General features: G+C 73.9%; 10 protein-coding genes. 7 read left to right on the top strand and 3 right to left on the bottom strand.

Translation table 11 applies throughout. The features are described from left to right. Positions 1-9 precede the first annotated feature (9 nt). From ACGFYQ_RS03185 to ACGFYQ_RS03175, 3 genes are all read left to right on the top strand, one after another. Positions 10-1,620: a glycoside hydrolase family 13 protein gene (locus ACGFYQ_RS03185; RefSeq protein WP_393739327.1), complete on the top strand. Its 1,611-nt coding sequence runs from the start codon at positions 10-12 to the stop codon at positions 1,618-1,620. 25 nt (positions 1,621-1,645) lie between these two features. Beyond that, positions 1,646-2,692, top strand: a complete 1,047-nt coding sequence (locus ACGFYQ_RS03180) for a LacI family DNA-binding transcriptional regulator (protein WP_393739325.1) — start codon at positions 1,646-1,648, stop codon at positions 2,690-2,692. Between the two features lie 68 nt (positions 2,693-2,760). After that, positions 2,761-3,645 carry a phosphatase PAP2 family protein gene (locus ACGFYQ_RS03175; RefSeq protein ID WP_393739323.1) on the top strand — a complete coding sequence of 295 codons (885 nt, stop codon included), beginning with the start codon at positions 2,761-2,763 and terminating at the stop codon, positions 3,643-3,645. On the opposite strand, the gene ACGFYQ_RS03170 is transcribed toward ACGFYQ_RS03175, so the two are convergent. Both ACGFYQ_RS03170 and ACGFYQ_RS03165 read right to left on the bottom strand, forming a co-directional pair. Then, on the bottom strand, positions 3,642-5,246 hold the full coding sequence (locus tag ACGFYQ_RS03170) for an amidohydrolase (protein ID WP_393739321.1): 1,605 nt from the start codon (positions 5,244-5,246) through the stop codon (positions 3,642-3,644). The genes ACGFYQ_RS03175 and ACGFYQ_RS03170 overlap by 4 nt on opposite strands. Continuing rightward, positions 5,168-6,739: an APC family permease gene (locus ACGFYQ_RS03165; RefSeq protein ID WP_393739725.1), complete on the bottom strand. Its 1,572-nt coding sequence runs from the start codon at positions 6,737-6,739 to the stop codon at positions 5,168-5,170. Before ACGFYQ_RS03165 ends, ACGFYQ_RS03170 begins: the two co-directional genes overlap by 79 nt. Before the next feature lie 129 nt (positions 6,740-6,868). Here ACGFYQ_RS03165 and ACGFYQ_RS03160 point away from each other — a divergent pair, with 129 nt between their 5' ends. The 3 genes from ACGFYQ_RS03160 to ACGFYQ_RS03150 all read left to right on the top strand — a co-directional run bounded on the left by ACGFYQ_RS03160 (position 6,869) and on the right by ACGFYQ_RS03150 (position 9,402). Beyond that, the gene (locus ACGFYQ_RS03160) at positions 6,869-7,486 is read left to right on the top strand and encodes a TetR/AcrR family transcriptional regulator (protein ID WP_393739319.1); all 618 of its coding nucleotides are present in this window, start codon (positions 6,869-6,871) and stop codon (positions 7,484-7,486) included. A gap of 201 nt (positions 7,487-7,687) precedes the next feature. Further along, positions 7,688-8,281 carry a 1,4-alpha-glucan branching protein gene (locus ACGFYQ_RS03155; protein WP_393739317.1) on the top strand — a complete coding sequence of 198 codons (594 nt, stop codon included), beginning with the start codon at positions 7,688-7,690 and terminating at the stop codon, positions 8,279-8,281. 368 nt (positions 8,282-8,649) lie between these two features. After that, positions 8,650-9,402 (top strand): CAP domain-containing protein, encoded by a 753-nt coding sequence (locus ACGFYQ_RS03150; protein ID WP_393739315.1) that lies wholly within the window; start codon positions 8,650-8,652, stop codon positions 9,400-9,402. Positions 9,403-9,433: 31 nt separating this feature from the next. Here ACGFYQ_RS03150 and ACGFYQ_RS03145 read toward each other — a convergent pair whose 3' ends face one another. Continuing rightward, complete coding sequence (locus ACGFYQ_RS03145) at positions 9,434-12,421, bottom strand: bifunctional [glutamine synthetase] adenylyltransferase/[glutamine synthetase]-adenylyl-L-tyrosine phosphorylase (protein WP_393739313.1); 2,988 nt, start codon at positions 12,419-12,421, stop codon at positions 9,434-9,436. A 171-nt stretch (positions 12,422-12,592) separates the two neighbouring features. Here ACGFYQ_RS03145 and ACGFYQ_RS03140 point away from each other — a divergent pair, with 171 nt between their 5' ends. Beyond that, positions 12,593-15,817 (top strand): PIG-L family deacetylase, encoded by a 3,225-nt coding sequence (locus ACGFYQ_RS03140; protein ID WP_393739311.1) that lies wholly within the window; start codon positions 12,593-12,595, stop codon positions 15,815-15,817.

Genomic DNA, 15,817 nt, shown 5'->3' with positions numbered 1-15,817 from the left:
GACCCCGATATGACCCATGAGCTGACCGCGTCCCGGCTTGCAAGCGCTTCCAGCAACGCGACCGCGAACGGTGGCTGGTGGCGCGATGCCGTCATCTATCAGGTGTACGTACGGTCCTTCGCGGACAGCGACGGAGACGGCGTCGGGGACCTGCGCGGGGTGCGCGAGCGGCTCCCCCATCTGGCCCGGCTCGGCGTCGACGCCGTGTGGCTCACCCCCTTCTACGTGTCCCCCCAGGCGGACGGCGGCTACGACGTCGCCGACTACCGGGCCGTCGATCCGCTCTTCGGCGACCTCTCCGACGCCGACGAGTTCGTCCGCGCCGCCCACGCGCTGGGGCTGCGGGTCATCGTCGACGTGGTCCCGAACCACACCTCCGAGCGGCACCCCTGGTTCCTGGCCGCCCTCGCCGGGGACCCGGGGATGCGGGAGCGCTACCACTTCCGCCCCGGCCGCGGGGCCGGCGGCGCCGAGCCGCCCAACGACTGGGAGTCCGTCTTCGGCGGCCCCGCCTGGACCCGGGTCGCGGACGGCGCGTGGTACCTCCACCTCTTCGCCCCCCAGCAGCCCGACCTGGACTGGGAGCATCCCGAGGTCGCCGCCGAATTCGCCTCCGTCCTGCGCTTCTGGCTCGACCTCGGCGTCGACGGCTTCCGCGTCGACGTCGCCCACGGCATGGTCAAGGCCCCCGGCCTCCCCGACATCGGCCACGGCGCGCAGGCCACCCTCATCGGCACCGAGCCGCTCCCCTTCTTCGACCAGGACGGGGTCCACAGGATCCTCCGCTCCTGGCGGCGGCTCCTCGACTCCTACGAGGGCCCGCGCATCGGCGTCGCCGAGGCCTGGGCCCCGACCTCCGAGCGGCTCGCCCTCTACGTCCGCCCCGACGAACTGCACCAGGCCTTCAACTTCCGGTTCCTGAACTGCCGGTGGGACACCGCGGTCCTGCGGACCGTGATCGACGAGTCGCTGGCCGCCACCGCCTCGGTGGGCGCGCCGACCACCTGGGTCCTGTCCAACCACGACGTCGTACGGCACCGGACCCGGTTCGGCAGCCTGGACCGGGCGCGCGCGGCCGCGCTGCTGATGCTGGCCCTGCCCGGGTCCGCGTACGTCTACCAGGGCGAGGAGCTCGGCCTCCCGGAGGTGACCGACCTCCCCGACGAGGTCCGCCAGGACCCGGCCTTCCGCCGCACCGCCGGACAGGACGGGCTGCGCGACGGGTGCCGGGTGCCGCTCCCCTGGTCCGGCGCGGAGCCGCCGTACGGCTTCGGGCCGGCCGGTACCTGGCTGCCGCAGCCCGCCGGCTGGGGCGACCTCAGCGTCGCCGCCCAGACCGGCGACCCGCACTCCACCCTGGAGCTCTACCGGGCCGCCCTGGAACTGCGCCGCGCGCTGCCGGGTCTGGGCTCCCCCGACGCGGGCCCGCTGACCTGGCTGCCCGCGCCCGCGGGCGTGCTCCTCTTCACCCGGCCCGGCTTCGCCTGCACCCTCAACACCCGGCCCGCCGCGGTCGAACTCCCCGCGCCCGGACGCCCCGTACTCTCCAGCGCCCCGGTGGAGACGGACGGCCGCACCGTCCGGCTTCCGCCGGATTCGTGCACGTGGTGGGCAATTTAAAGTGCGACCGGTACAGTCCAATCCCGTGACCGCACGGCTAGCCGACATCGCAGCCCAGGCGGGGGTCAGCGAAGCCACAGTCAGCCGCGTGCTCAACGGCAAGCCCGGTGTGGCCGCCGGCACCCGTGAATCCGTCCTGGCCGCGCTCGACGTGCTCGGCTACGAACGGCCCGTACGGCTGCGCCAGCGCAGCGCGGGGCTCGTCGGGCTGATAACCCCCGAACTGGACAACCCCATCTTCCCGGCACTCGCCCAGGTCATCGGCCAGGCCCTGACCCGGCAGGGGTACACGCCCGTGCTGGCCACGCAGACGCCCGGCGGGTCCACCGAGGACGAGCTGACGGAGATGCTGGTCGACCGCGGGGTCTCCGGCATCATCTTCGTCTCCGGTCTGCACGCCGACACGACGGCCGACATGGGCCGCTACGACCAACTTCGCGGCCAGGGCGTCCCGTACGTCCTCATCAACGGGTTCTCCGACAAGGTGCAGGCCCCCTTCGTCTCCCCCGACGACCGGGCCGCGATGCAGCTCGCCGTGACCCACCTGGCCGCGCTGGGGCATACCCGGATCGGCCTCGCGGTCGGGCCGAAGCGCTTCGTCCCGGTGGTCCGCAAGATCGAGGGCTTCCGGCTCGGGATGAAGGAACGGCTCGGACTCGACGAGGCCGAGACCGAGGAGCTGATCCAGCACTCCCTCTACACCCTGGAGGGCGGCCAGGCGGCCGCGGCCGCGCTCATCGCGCGGGGCTGCACGGCGATCGTGTGCGCGAGCGACATGATGGCGCTCGGCGCGATCCGGGCCGCCCGGCAGCAAGGGCTGCGGGTGCCGCAGGACGTGTCGGTGGTCGGCTTCGACGACTCCCCGCTCATAGCGTTCACCGACCCGCCGCTCACCACCATCCGGCAGCCCGTCCAGGCCATGGGTCAGGCGGCGGTGCGGACCCTGCTGGAGGAGATCGGCGGTACGCCGGCCCCGCACAGCGAGTTCGTCTTCCTGCCCGAACTGGTGGTCCGCGGCTCCACGGCATCAGGCCCCGGGCAGGCTCGGGGCCGGACTCGTCCGCAGGGTTGAGCGGAGGCGCCGAAGACCGTCCCGAGGGATGATCGAAGGCGAGATCGCATCTGGCAGACTCCTATCCCATGGGTGAAGCGAGCGTGAAGACACTGGAAACCCGGACGGACGTCTCGTCGCCCCTGGTGACCGAGACCGAGACCCGTCCGGGGTCCGAGCGCACCCTGCTGACCCGGTTGCGGTCCCCGCGCCGGCCGCGGATCTGGTTCGAGATCGTGCTCATCGCGGTCAGCTACTGGACCTACTCGCTGATCCGCAACGCGGTGCCCGAGCAGAAGGCGGCCGCCCTCGCGAACGCCGACTGGATCTGGTCCGCCGAGCGCACCCTCGGCATCGCCGTGGAACAGTCCGTCAACCACGCCGTGAACTCGGTGACGTGGCTGATCGTGGGCATGAACTACTACTACGCCACGCTCCACTTCATCGTGACCATCGGCGTGCTGGTGTGGATCTACCGTTTCCATCCGGGGCGCTACGCCGCCACCCGTCTCGTCCTGTTCGCCACCACGGGCGTGGCCCTGGTCGGCTACTACTGCTACCCGCTCGCGCCGCCCCGGCTGATGAACGGGCAGGACTTCGTCGACACCGTGCTGGTCCACCACACCTGGGGCTCCATGGCCTCGGGGAACCTCAAGCACATGTCGAACCAGTACGCCGCCATGCCCTCCATGCACATAGGGTGGTCGCTCTGGTGCGGGCTGACGATCTTCGCGGTCGCCTCCGCCCCCTGGGCCCGGATCCTGGGCCTGCTCTACCCGACGGCGACCCTCGTCGTCATCGTGGCCACCGCCAACCACTTCTGGCTCGACGCCGTGGGCGGCATGCTCTGCCTGGCCTTCGGCTACACCCTCTCGAGCGGCTGGTACGGCTCGCTGCCGCACCGGCTGCCGCGCCACCCCGAGTACGCGGGCCCGCACCCGGCGGCGGCACTGCTCAACCGCTTCCGTCGCTAGAGCGCCGGAGCGCTTGAGCGCTGGACCTCCTGGTACGTGATCCGGCCGCCCGACATCGTGAGGCGGACCGGGGCCTCGGCCAGTTCGTCCGGCGGGGCCGTGACCGGGTCGAGGACGAAGGCCGTCAGGTCCGCCCGGCAGCCGGGCGCGATCCGGCCCGCCACCCGCTGCTCCCCCGCCGCGAGCGCCGCGTGCGAGGTCATCCCCTCCAGAGCCATCAGCCCGGTCAGGGCCGGCCCGGCCGCGGCCGCGCCGAGCGGGCTGCGGGCGGTGACCAGGACCTGGCGGGCGTCGTAGTGGGCGATGGGCCAGTCCGAACCGAGCGCGAGCACGGCGCCCGCGTCCCGCAGGTCCCGGCAGCGCCAGGCCCGGCCCGCCCGGTCCTCGCCCAGCCGCTTCGACCACTCGTCGGTGTGGTCGGCCCGGGTGTACGCGGTGTGCGGCGGCTGCATGGACGCGATCACCCCGAGCTCCGCGAACCGCTTCAGCTGGTCGTCGGGGACCGTCTCGATGTGCTCGATCCGGTGCCGCATCCGGGCCTGCCCGCCCAGCGAGGCCACGGTGTCCAGGACGTGGCGGACCGCGGCGTCGCCGATGGCGTGGGTCGCCGTACGGACCCCGGCCGCGTCGAGGACCCGTACGGCGCGGGCGTATCCGGCCGGGTCGGGCCAGAAGGCGTCGGTGCCCTGGCCGTGGCAGTCGGCGTGCTCCAGCCAGGCGGTGCCGCCCTCGACCGTGCCGTCCATGAAGAACTTCACGCCGCCGACCCGCCAGTGGCGGCCGCCGGTCCCCTGGAGCTCGATCAGCTCCGTCAGCTCCTCGTCGGTCGCGCCGGGCATGCACCAGGGGGCGAGGTTCAGCCGTAGCGGCAGGTGGCCCTCGTACTCGACGGTGGCGAGGAGGGCGGGTACGCCGCCGTCGCCGAGGTCCATGACGTGGGCGCCGGTGAGGCCGGTGGCGGCCATGGCGTCGAGCAGCTCGACGAGGCGGGCGCGGCGTTCGGCGGACGAGGGCTTGGGGACCAGCGCGCCCACGAGGCCCATCGCCGCGTGTTCGACGAGGTGGCCGGTCGGGCGGCCCTGCGGGTCGCAGACGATCTCGGAGCGCTGGCCGAAGGCACGGGGGCCGGTGATGCCGGCGGCGGACAGGGCCGCGCCGCTGGCGAGGGCGGAGTGGCCGTCGTAGAGGCGCAGGAAGGCGGGGGCGCCGTCCAGCACGTCCTCGATCAGGGCCCGGTCGACGGGGCGTCCGCCGAAGGCGTTGTGGTCCAGGCCGTAGCCCACGACCCATCCCCCGCTGTGCTCGGCGGCGCGCAGGGCGGTGCGCAGCTGGTCGAGGTCGCGGACGGCGGAGAGGTCGGTGCCCTCTGCCATCTCGATGCCCCAGACGGGGTGGCTGTGGGCGTCGGTGAGGCCGGGGGTGAGGGTGGCGCCGCCGAGGTCGATCACCTCGGTGCCGGGGCCGCGCCAGTCGCGTACGTCGGACTCTTCGCCGACGGCCACGATCCGGCCGTCGCTGACCGCTACGGCGCGGGCCTCGGGGCGGCCGGGGTCGAGGGTGCGGACGCGGGCTCCGGTGAGGACGGTGTCGGCAGCGGGCACGGCTGTTCTTCTCCTTCGTGGGCGGGCTCTTCGGCGAAGCGGGCGTACACCTCGGGGCGGCGGGTCCTGAGCCGCTGGGCGAGGGCGAGGCCGGCGAGGAAGACGGCGGGGACGAGCGCGACGAGGACGGTGTTGACGGTGGTGGAGGCCATGGTGAACAGGTCCACCTCGGAGACGACCAGGCAGATCGCCACGGCCAGCAGGACGGCGGCGGTGACGGGTGCGACCACGGTCCGCCAGGGGCCCTCCGTGTGCGCGGTGCGCCGGAAGTAGACGGGTACGGCGATGGCCGTGAGCAGCATCAGGACCATGAGGCCGATCATGCCGGGGGTGTTCACCCAGAGCAGGAGCTGCTGGTAGGGGTCGGCGCCCGCGAGGGCGAAACCGAGGACGACCGCCGCGCCCAGGGCGGTCTGGGCGAGGCCGGCCCGGTACGGGGAGCGGTGGCGGGCGTGGATCCGGCCGAGGCCGACGGGCAGGACGCCTTCCTCGGAGAGGGCCAGCGCGTAGCGGTTGATGGCGTTGTGGAAGGCGAGGAGGGAGGCGATGACGCTGGTGACGATGAAGACGTGCATCAGGTCGGCCGCCCAGGGGCCGACGTAGGTGGTGATCGCGGCGAAGAACAGGCCGCCGGGGTCCTCGGTCGCGGCGGTGAGGACCTCTTCGGCGCCGAAGGCCTGGATGACGGTCCAGACGATGAAGGCGTAGAAGAGGCCGAGGAAGGCGACGGCGATGTAGGTGGCGCGCGGGATGGTGCGGTCGGGGTCGCGGGCCTCGCGGCGGTAGATGACGGTGGACTCGAAGCCGGTGAACGCGGCGAAGGCGAAGGCCAGGACGGCGGCGGTGCCGGGGACGAGGACCGCGCCGGGGGCGAAGGAGCCGAGGGAGAGCCCGTGGGCGCCGCCCTTGAGGAGGACGCCCGCCGCGAGGAGGACGAGTATCCCGGTCTCGGCGACGAGCAGGACGCCGAGCAGCTTGGCGCCGAAGTCGATGGAGCGGAAGCCGCCGTACCAGATGAGCGCGAGGCCTGCGAGGGAGACGGGGAGCCAGGGGATGTCGAGGCCCCAGAGGGCCTGCGCGGTGTCGGCGGTGGTGGTGCCGAGGAGCCCGTAGACGCCGATCTCCATCCCGTTGTAGCCGATGAGGGCGAGGAGGGCCGCGCCGATGCCGACGCGCTTGCCGAGGCCGCGGGTGATGTAGGCGTAGAAGGCTCCGCCGCTGCGGACGTGGCGGCTCATGGTGGTGAAGCCGACGGCGAAGACGGCGAGGGTGAGGCCGGCGAAGAGGTAGCCGGCGGGGGCACCGATTCCGCCGAGGAGGATCGCGACGGGGGCGACGCCCGCCATGACGGTGAGCGGGGCGGCGGCGGAGACGACGAAGAAGGAGATGTCGGCGGTGCCGAGCGCCGCGCGGCGGAGAGCCGGTCCGGCGGCGGGGGCGGCTCGTGGCGCCGGCGGTGCTGGTGGCGCTGGTGGCGCTGGTGGCGCTGGCATTTCGGGCATGCGGAGGCACCCTTCTGCGAACGGCAGGCGGCGGTGAGGCGAAAACCTAAAGGCTTTCGGTTCGCGGCAATGTAGCCTCCGGTTTTGGCGTACGGGAAGACCTGACGGCGGGAGAAACCGATGGCACGGCCGCGCACCCCCCTGCTCGACCGGGAGCGGATCGCCACGACCGCCCTGCAACTGGTCGCGGAGCACGGCGAGTTCAGCGTTCCGCAGATCGCCCGGGCGCTCGGCGTGCAGACCGGCTCGGTGTATCACCACGTGGACGGCCGGGCGGGGGTGGTCGAGTTGATACGCGAGCGGGTGTGCGAACGGATCGCCGACGACGCCCTGGCCCTGGACCCGTGGGACCGGGCCCTGGAGGAGTGGGCGCGCTCCTATCGGGCCGCCTTCGCCGCCTACCCCCGGGCGGTGCCGCTGCTGATGACCACGACGGTCCGGGCCCCGAAGGTGCTCGCCCACTACGAGCGCGCCGTCGGGCTGCTGCTGGCCGCGGGGTTCCGCACGGAGCAGGTGATGCCGCTGCTGACCGGCCTGGAGAACCTGATCCTGGGCTCGGCGCTCGACCTCGCCGCCCCCGAGGCCATGTGGGAGCCGTCCCCGCAGACCCCGCTGCTGGCCCGCGCCCTGGCGACCGTGGGCCCAGGCCGGGCGGACGCGGCCTTCGAACTGGGCCTGGCGGCGTTCCTGGCGTACGCCCGGACCGTGCGGGGTGCGGCGGGGCCCGGGCCGGCGTAGGGCGGCGTAGGCGGCGTAGGCGGCGTAGGCGGCGTAGGCGGCGTAGGCGGCGTAGGCGGCGTAGGCGGCGTAGGCGGCGTAGGCGGCGTAGGCGGCACCAACGCGGCGGCCACTCAGGCGAGTTGCGGCACGCCGGCCCGTGCGCGCACTCGGTTACGATGCGCCCACCACTGGCCCGCCACTCCCTGGAGTCCCTTCCGCATGGCTGTCATCCACCGCACCACCATGTCCCCCGGCAAGCTGGAGCTCCTGGCGTCCTGGCTCCCGGCGCAGCCCTGGTACACGGGGCAGCCCGGCCGGGCCCCGGAACTGACCAAGGCGGGCGGCTTCCGGCTGGACGACCCCGAGGGCGAGGTCGGCATCGAGTTCATGGTCGTCACCGACACCAGCGGTGGCAGCCCGGTCACCTACCACGTCCCCCTCACGTACCGCGGGGCCCCGCTGGAGGGCGCCGAGCGCGCTCTCGTCGGTACGTCGGAGCACGGCGTGCTGGGGCGGCGCTGGGCCTACGACGGCACCCAGGACCCGGTCCTGCTGGCCCAGTTGCGCGCGCTGTTCAGGGGTGAAGCGGTCCCCCAGGCCCAGAGCGCGAGCGACACCCCGGACCCCACGGTCGCCGTCGAGGGCACGGACCTGCCCCTGGACACCGGGCTCACCTTGACGGTGATCCGCGTCCTGCGCCCGGAACCCCCCGCCGCCCCGGACACCCACGCCCGCGTCACGGCCACCTGGCACACCCCGGACGGCGGGTCCGCCCGCGGCACCTTCGCGGTCCTTCGGCGAGCGGACGCGTGACATGCGTCACGGCGCACACGTCGGTGGGGCACGTCTCTCACGGGGCGTCACCCCATCGACATTTCGATATTTGTCTGTTTTGGAATCGACATTCCCCACTCCGGTGGGAACGGAATCCGCGGTACCGCTGAGCGCCGCCCGACCGGCCTGGTCACAGCGATTCCTGAAGGCCCATCAGGCGGTTGCAGGAGTGACCGAATCGTGACCATGCACGATCATGGGCCCGTTTCAAGCCGCGCGTCGCATCCCCTGGGGCGGGTGAGCAGCGGAAACTTGCCAGGTCGTTGGCGGCTTTCAAGAATGGCGACTCCTCCGGCGCCCCGCGGTTCGGGCGCCGGAAGCTTCGCGATCATCGAATGGGGTCACGCATGCAGAAGCATCGGAAGAAGAAGCCCTTCAAGAAGATAGCCATCGCCGTCGGCGCCCTGGGAATCGTGGGCGTTCCCACTGCCGCCATGGCCTGCCTGGGCCCGCAGGACACCGGTCGCACACGGGCCGCGAGCCACCAGGAGACGCGCCCGTGGCACAGCGCGCCCTCCGCTGCGCCGAGCTCCCAGGCACCCGTGGACGTCCAGCCCCCGAGCACTCCCCCGGCCGCCTCCCCCAGCAGCCCCGCGGCGCCCGCGCAGCCGGTCGTACAGACGTCCCGGCCCCCGCAGCCGCAGCCGCAGCCGACGAAGCCGCCGATCGTCACCAAGAAGCCGCAGGCACCCGAGCCTCCGAAGACCTCGGCCCCGCCGGCCTCCGGCGCCGCCGCCGCGGTCCTCTCGCTCGTCAACCAGGAGCGCGCCGCCGCCGGGTGCCCGGCCCTCACCCTCAACGCGAAGCTGACGAAGGCCGCGCAGGACCACAGCGCGGACATGGCCGCCCACAGCAACATGTCCCACACGGGCTCCGACGGCTCCGACCCCGGCGCGCGCATCACCCGCGCCGGATACACGTGGAGCACGTACGGCGAGAACGTCGCCTACGGCTACAGCACTCCCGAGAAGGTCATGGAGGGCTGGATGAACAGCCCCGGCCACCGGCAGAACATCCTGAACTGCTCCTTCAAGGAGATCGGCATCGGCCTGGCCGAGCCGAACCACTACTGGACGCAGGACTTCGGCGCGGCGCGCTGACCCCGCCGCCGGGCCCGGGACCGTTCGAGCCCTACGCCCCGTAGAAGAGCTCGTCCACGACCGCCCGGGCCCGGCGGGTGATGCGCCGGTAGTCGTCCAGCATCTCGCCGACCGTGCCCTCCGCGTAGCCGAGGTAGCGGCCCACCGCCGCCAGTTCGCGGGCCTCGGACGGGAACGTGTCCCCGGCGCGGCCGCGGACCAGCATCACCGCGTTGCGGACCCGGGTGGCCAGTACCCAGGCCTCGTCCAGGATCTGCGCCTCCTCGGTCGGGATCAGCCCGGCCGCGTGGGCGGCGGCCAGCGCTTCGCGGGTCCGGGTGGTGCGCAGGCCCGGTTCGGCCCAAGCGTGCCGCATCTGGATCAGCTGGACGGTCCACTCGACGTCGCTGAGGCCGCCGCGGCCGAGCTTGGTGTGCAGGGTCGGGTCGGCGCCGCGCGGCAGCCGCTCGGACTCCATGCGGGCCTTGAGCCGGCGGATCTCCCGTGCGGCGTCCTCGCCGAGGCCCTCCATCGGGTAGCGCAGCGGGTCGATCAGGTCGATGAAGCGGCGGCCGAGCTCCTCGTCGCCCGCGACCGGTTCGGCGCGCAGCAGGGCCTGGCTCTCCCAGGTCAGGGACCAGCGCCGGTAGTACGCGGCGTACGAGGGCAGCGTGCGCACCAGCGGGCCGGAGCGGCCTTCGGGCCGCAGGTCGGCGTCGATGAGCAGCGGCGGGTCGGCGGTCGGCAGCTGGAGCAGCCGGCGCATCTCGGCGATGACGGCCTGGGCGGCCTTCGCGGCCTCCTGTTCGTCGACGCCTTCGCGGGGTTCGTGGACGAACAGGACGTCGGCGTCGGAGCCGTAGCCCAGTTCGTGGCCGCCGAAGCGGCCGACGCCGATGACGGCGAAGCGGGTGGGCAGGGTGTCGCCCCAGTGGGACTGGACGGCGGCGCGCAGGGCGCCGGCGACGGTGGCGGCGGTGAGGTCGGAGACGGCTCCGCCGACCCGGTCGACGAGGGCTCCGTGGTCCTCCTCGGCGGGGCTGTCCTCCGTACCGTAGGAGCGGATGATGTCGGCCGCGGTGGTGCGGAAGAGCTCCCGGCGGCGCACCCCGCGGACGGCGGCGACGGCGGCTTCGGCGTTCTCGGCACGGCCGACGGCGGCGAGGACCTCCTGCTCCAACGCTTCGTGGGTACGCGGCTGGAGGCCTTCGGGGTCGCCGAGCAGGGCGACGGCCTCGGGGGCGCGCATGAGGAGGTCGGGGGCGAGGCGCCCGGCGGACAGGACGCGGGCGAGGTTCTCGGCTGCGGCGCCCTCGTCGCGCAGCAGCCGCAGGTACCAGGGGGTCTTGCCGAGGGCGTCGGAGACCTTGCGGAAGTTCAGCAGTCCGGCGTCCGGGTCGGCGGAGTCCGCGAACCAGCCGAGCAGGACCGGCAGCAGGGTGCGCTGGATGGCGGCCTTGCGGGTGACGCCGGAGGCGAGGGCTTCGAGGTGGCGCAGGGCCGCGGCCGGGTCGGCGTACCCGAGGGCTTCGAGGCGCTGGCCCGCGGCGCGCGGGGAGAGCCTGGTCTCGCCGGGGGTGAGCTGGGCGACGGCGTCGAGGAGCGGCCGGTAGAAGAGCTTCTCGTGCAGGCGGCGGACCACGGAGGCGTGCCGGCGCCAGGCCTTGTTGAGCTCGGCGACGGGTTCGGTGCGCAGGCCGAGCGAACGGCCCAGGCGCCGCAGGTCGGTCTCGTCCTCGGGGACGAGGTGGGTGCGGCGCAGCCGGTAGAGCTGGATGCGGTGCTCCATGGCGCGCAGGAAGCGGTACGCGTCGTGCAGTTGGGCGGCGTCGGCGCGGCCGACGTAGCCGCCGGCGGCGAGGGCGTGGAGGGCGTCGAGGGTGGACCCGGAGTGCAGGGTGGCGTCGCTGCGGCCGTGCACGAGCTGGAGCAGCTGGACGGCGAACTCGACGTCGCGCAGGCCGCCGGGGCCGAGTTTGAGTTCGCGGTCGACCTGGGCGGCGGGGATGTTGTCGACGACGCGGCGGCGCATCTTCTGGACGTCGGCGACGAAGTTCTCGCGCTCGGCGGCCTGCCAGACCAGGGGGCTTATGGCGTCGATGTACTCGGCGCCGAGGGCGGCGTCCCCGGCGACGGCGCGGGCCTTGAGGAGGGCCTGGAACTCCCAGGTCTTGGCCCAGCGCTGGTAGTAGGCGAGGTGGGAGGAGAGGGTCCGGACGAGGGGGCCGTTGCGGCCCTCGGGGCGGAGGTTGGCGTCGACGGGCCAGATGGTGCCCTCGACGGTGGTCTCGGAGCAGATCCGCATGAGGTGGGAGGCGAGGCGGGTGGCGGCCTGGATGCCCTTGCCCTCGTCGATGCCGTCGACCGCCTCCCCGACGAAGATGACGTCGACGTCGGAGACGTAGTTCAGCTCGTTGCCGCCGCACTTGCCCATCGCGATGACGGCGAGGCGGCATCGGGCGGCGTCCTCCGGGGCGGCGGCGGAGGCGATGCGCAGGGCCGCGCGGAGGGTGGCGGTGGCGAGGTCGGCGAGCTCGGCGGCGGTCTGGGCGACGTCTATGGTCCCGCAGACGTCGCGGGCTGCGATGGAGAGCAGGCAGCGGCGGTAGGCGACACGGAGCGCGACGGGGTCGTGGGCGTCGGCGAGGCCGCGCTCGAACTCGGGGAGCCCGGGGTGCAGGTCGGCGGCCTCGTAGGTGACGAGGGCCTGCCAGTCGTGGGGGTGGCGGGCGAGGTGGTCCCCGAGTGCCTCGGAGGCGCCGAGCACGCCGAGGAGGCGGTCGCGGAGCGGCTTGGCGCTGACGAGGGTGTCGAGGAGGCCCGGCAGTTCGTCGGCGGGCTGCGCCTCGGCGAGCCGTACGAGTCCGAGGAGGGCCAGGTCGGGATCGGCGGTCGCGCCGAGGGCGTCGAGGAGCACCGGATCGCTGCGTACGGCGGCCAGCGCGTCGGCGTCGAGGAGCCGGGCGGCGGCGGAGGGGTCGGTGAAGCCGCTGCGGAGCAGCCGGATGAAGGTGCTGCTCCTGCGTCCCGGGACTGTCATCCCGCCGCCTCCCGCGGTTGTCGCTGCCACTGCCCTGGCGTGCCTGGTGTGAGCCTATCCGGAGCAGGCGTTCGACTCACCGCCACGTATCATGATCAGGATTGTCGGACTATCCGAAGATTTATGGCGTGATTGGGGCGCGCTCCCCGCAAACCGGTGACGAGGAGCCCCATGCCCGACGGACGCCCCGGCCCCGGCCCGGCGTGGCAGCCTCCCGAACCCCACAACCTGCCGACGGACCCCGCCTGGGGGCAGCCGACCCCGCCTGCTCCGTCTTGGCGGAACCCGGAGGCCGGAGCCTGGGCCCCGCGGTCCGCCGAGGCCGGAGTCTGGGCCCCGCGGTCCGGACCGGCCGAAGGCTGGGCCCCGCAGGGCCCGCCGGCCGCCCCCGCCCTGGAGCAGGCGACCCCGCCGGGTCCGACTTGGCAGAACCCCGAGGCCGAAGCCTGGGCCCCGGAGTCCGGCCCGGCCGAAACCGGGGACCCGCAGAGCCCGTCGACCAACCCCACCTGGGAGCAGACGACCCCGCCAGGTCCGGCCCGGCAGGCCCCCGAGGCCGAAGCCTGGGACCCGCAGTCCGCCCAGGCCGGAGCCTGGAACCCGCAAGGCCCGCCGGCCAACGCCTCCTGGGAGCAGACGACCCCACCTGGCCCGGCTTGGCAGAACCCCGAGGCCGAAGCCTGGGCCCCGCAGGGCCCGCCGGCCGCCCCCGCCCGGGAGCAGGCGACCCCGCCGGGTCCGACTTGGCAGAACCCCGAGGCCGAAGCCTGGGCCCCGCGGTCCAGACCGGCCGAAGCCTGGGACCCGCAGGGCCCGTCGGCCAACCCCGCCTGGGAGCAGACGACCCCGCCGGGCCCGGCTTGGCAGAACCCCGAGGCCGAAGCCTGGGACCCGCAATCCGCCCGGGCCGGAGCCTGGGCCCCGGGGTCCGGCCCGGCCGAAGCCTGGAACCCGCAAGGCCCGTCGGCCGACCCCACCTGGGAGCAGACGACCCCGCCTGGCCCGGCCCGGCAGAACCCCGAGGCCGAAGCCTGGAACCCGCAGGGCCCGTCGGCCGACCCCGCCCGGGAACAGGCGACCCCGCCGAATGCGGCCGAGCCGCACGGCCCGGTCGGCAGGCGCACCGCCCCGCGGCGGGGCCGCGAGGCCGAACGCACCGGCGGCCGGCGCGGCCGCGCGAAGACCCCCACGGCGCCGGAGGCCACGCGCGGGCGCCGCCGCGCCGGAACCCTTGCCACGGCCGGATCCCCCACCGCGCCGGAGGCGAAGCGTGGGCGCCGCCCCGCCGAGTCCCCCACCGCGCCGGAGGCGAAACGGCGGTGGGCCCGGCTCATCAAGGTCGTCGCGTTCTGCGCGGCCGCCGCCGCCGGCAGCATGCTCGTACTCCGGGGCAACGAGGCCCTCGACCGCCTGGAATCCCCCGGCGCCCCCGACAGCAAGGCCACCGCCCCCGCGGCCCCCGCCGACGCCCCCGACCCCGGCCGGGTGCTCCAGTTCGTCGCGCATCCGGACGACGACCTCTACTTCATGAATCCGGACCTGCGCTACTCCATATCCGCCGGCCACCCCGTCACCTCGGTCTACCTGACCTCCGGCGAGGCCGACGGCATCAACGCAGGCGCCGCCAAAGAGGCCACCACCCCGCCCGACAAGCCCGCGTACGCCGAGGCCCGCCAGAACGGCATCCGCGCCGCCTACGCCAAGATGGCCACCGGCGACCGCAGCAGCGCCTGGAAGCGCACCGTCGTCCCGACCAAGGGCGGCGGCCACGCCGAGGTCGACGTCCTCGTCGCCAAGCCCCAGGTCAACCTGGTCTGGCTGCAGCTCCGCGAGGCCGGCAACGTGTACGCCGACGCCCCGGACAGCCTGCACGGCCTGTGGGACGGCAAGGTCCCCCGCCTGCAGTCGGCGCTCGCCTCCGGCACCCCGGTCAAGCAGAAGTTCACGTACACGAAGGACCAGGTCGTCCAGACCCTCGTCGGCGTCCTGGAGCAGTACCGGCCGACCACCGTCCGCTCCCAGGACCCGACCCCCGGCCGGCACCCGGACACCAAGCAGTACACCGACCACCAGGACCACTTCTACGGCGCCCGCTTCGTGCAGCTGGCCACCGCCGCGTACGCGAAGGACGTCAAGGACCGCCCGCACTTCGCGGTGCAGAACTACGTCGGCTACGTCAACGGCTCCCTGCCCAGCGCCCTGGACCCGGACGAGGCCAAGGAGAAGCTGGACATCCTCGGCACGTACGCCTGGCTCGACAGGCAGAACCACTGCGGCAGCGACGCCGGCTGCGGCGACCTCAAGGTCGCCGACCACCCGGCGGGCAACCGGTGGACGGACTCCATCAACTACGCCCGCGGCACCAGCACCTCCTGGCTGACCTCCGACAAGGAGCACGGCCTGTGGGCCTTCAAGGTCCTCGACGGCCAGGTCGCCGTCTGGCACCGGACCGGCCTGATCGGCCGCTGGAGCGGGCCGGCCCTGCTCCCCGGCACCGGCATGGACCCGGGCATGTCCACCGTCACCCTGAAGGACGGCCGGATAGCCGCCTTCGGCACCCGTACCTCCTTCGGCGCGAAGCCCGCCGACTACAAGCGCGAGGTCGTGTACGCGGTCCAGCAGCGCCCGGGCTCCGAGGAGTTCGGGGAGTGGCAGTCGCTGGGCACCCCCGAGACGGCGGACGAGAACTGGACCTCCGACATCAGCGCGCCCGCCGTCTCGGTCGACGGCACCGGGCAGCCGGCGGTGTACGTCCGCGACGGCGCGTACACCCTGCGCGGGCGGGTGCAGCAGGCGGGCGGCGGCTGGGGCCCGTGGGAGAAGTACGGCGGCGCCGATCTGCACGGCACCCCGGCCACCGCGACCGACGGCGCCGGGCGGCGGATGGTGTTCTCCTCGACCTCCAGGACGGTGGTGGGCTGGGTGCAGCCGAAGCCGGGCGCCGCGCTGGGCCCGGCCACCGCCACCGGGCTGCCGGACACCACGCTCCCGCTCACCGCGGAGGGCCGCGAGGGCGGGGTGCGGCTGTGGTTCCGCAAGCCCGGGTCCGGCAACGTCCGTACCGCCCTGATGACGGGTGACGGCGGGCTGAAGGTGAACAACCTGACCGACCTCGGCGGCCTCCAGGGCTTCGGCTCGCTGGCGGCGAGCGGGCACGTGCTGGCGGGCCGGACGGCGGGCGGGCAGCTGGGCTCGGACGTCGGGTGGGGGCGGCCGTGGGAGCGGTCGCCGCTGATGTTCGTCGGCTCGCCGTCCTCGACGATGACCGGGAAGAACCTGGTCAGCCTGGCCGTGATGGGGCTGGACGCGCGGCTGTACGTGACCTCGTCGGCGGACGCCCCGGACGCGCACCTGGCGCCCTGGCAGCCGGTGGGCCCGCGCAACACGGCTCCGTAG

The organism is Streptomyces sp. NPDC048258 (assembly GCF_043201995.1).
Classification (GTDB): Bacteria; Actinomycetota; Actinomycetes; order Streptomycetales; family Streptomycetaceae; genus Streptomyces.
This window is presented reverse-complemented; position numbering and strand designations above follow the sequence as displayed.

Excerpts from the sequence above, each read along its gene's own strand:
- ACGFYQ_RS03185 (WP_393739327.1), top strand. The coding sequence starts at position 10 with ATGACCCATGAGCTGACCGCGTCCCGGCTTGCAAGCGCTTCCAGCAAC.
- ACGFYQ_RS03175 (WP_393739323.1), top strand. The coding sequence starts at position 2,761 with ATGGGTGAAGCGAGCGTGAAGACACTGGAAACCCGGACGGACGTCTCG.
- ACGFYQ_RS03165 (WP_393739725.1), bottom strand. The coding sequence starts at position 6,739 with ATGCCAGCGCCACCAGCGCCACCAGCGCCACCAGCACCGCCGGCGCCA.
- ACGFYQ_RS03160 (WP_393739319.1), top strand. The coding sequence starts at position 6,869 with ATGGCACGGCCGCGCACCCCCCTGCTCGACCGGGAGCGGATCGCCACG.
- ACGFYQ_RS03155 (WP_393739317.1), top strand. The coding sequence starts at position 7,688 with ATGGCTGTCATCCACCGCACCACCATGTCCCCCGGCAAGCTGGAGCTC.
- ACGFYQ_RS03150 (WP_393739315.1), top strand. The coding sequence starts at position 8,650 with ATGCAGAAGCATCGGAAGAAGAAGCCCTTCAAGAAGATAGCCATCGCC.
- ACGFYQ_RS03145 (WP_393739313.1), bottom strand. The coding sequence starts at position 12,421 with ATGACAGTCCCGGGACGCAGGAGCAGCACCTTCATCCGGCTGCTCCGC.
- ACGFYQ_RS03140 (WP_393739311.1), top strand. The coding sequence starts at position 12,593 with ATGCCCGACGGACGCCCCGGCCCCGGCCCGGCGTGGCAGCCTCCCGAA.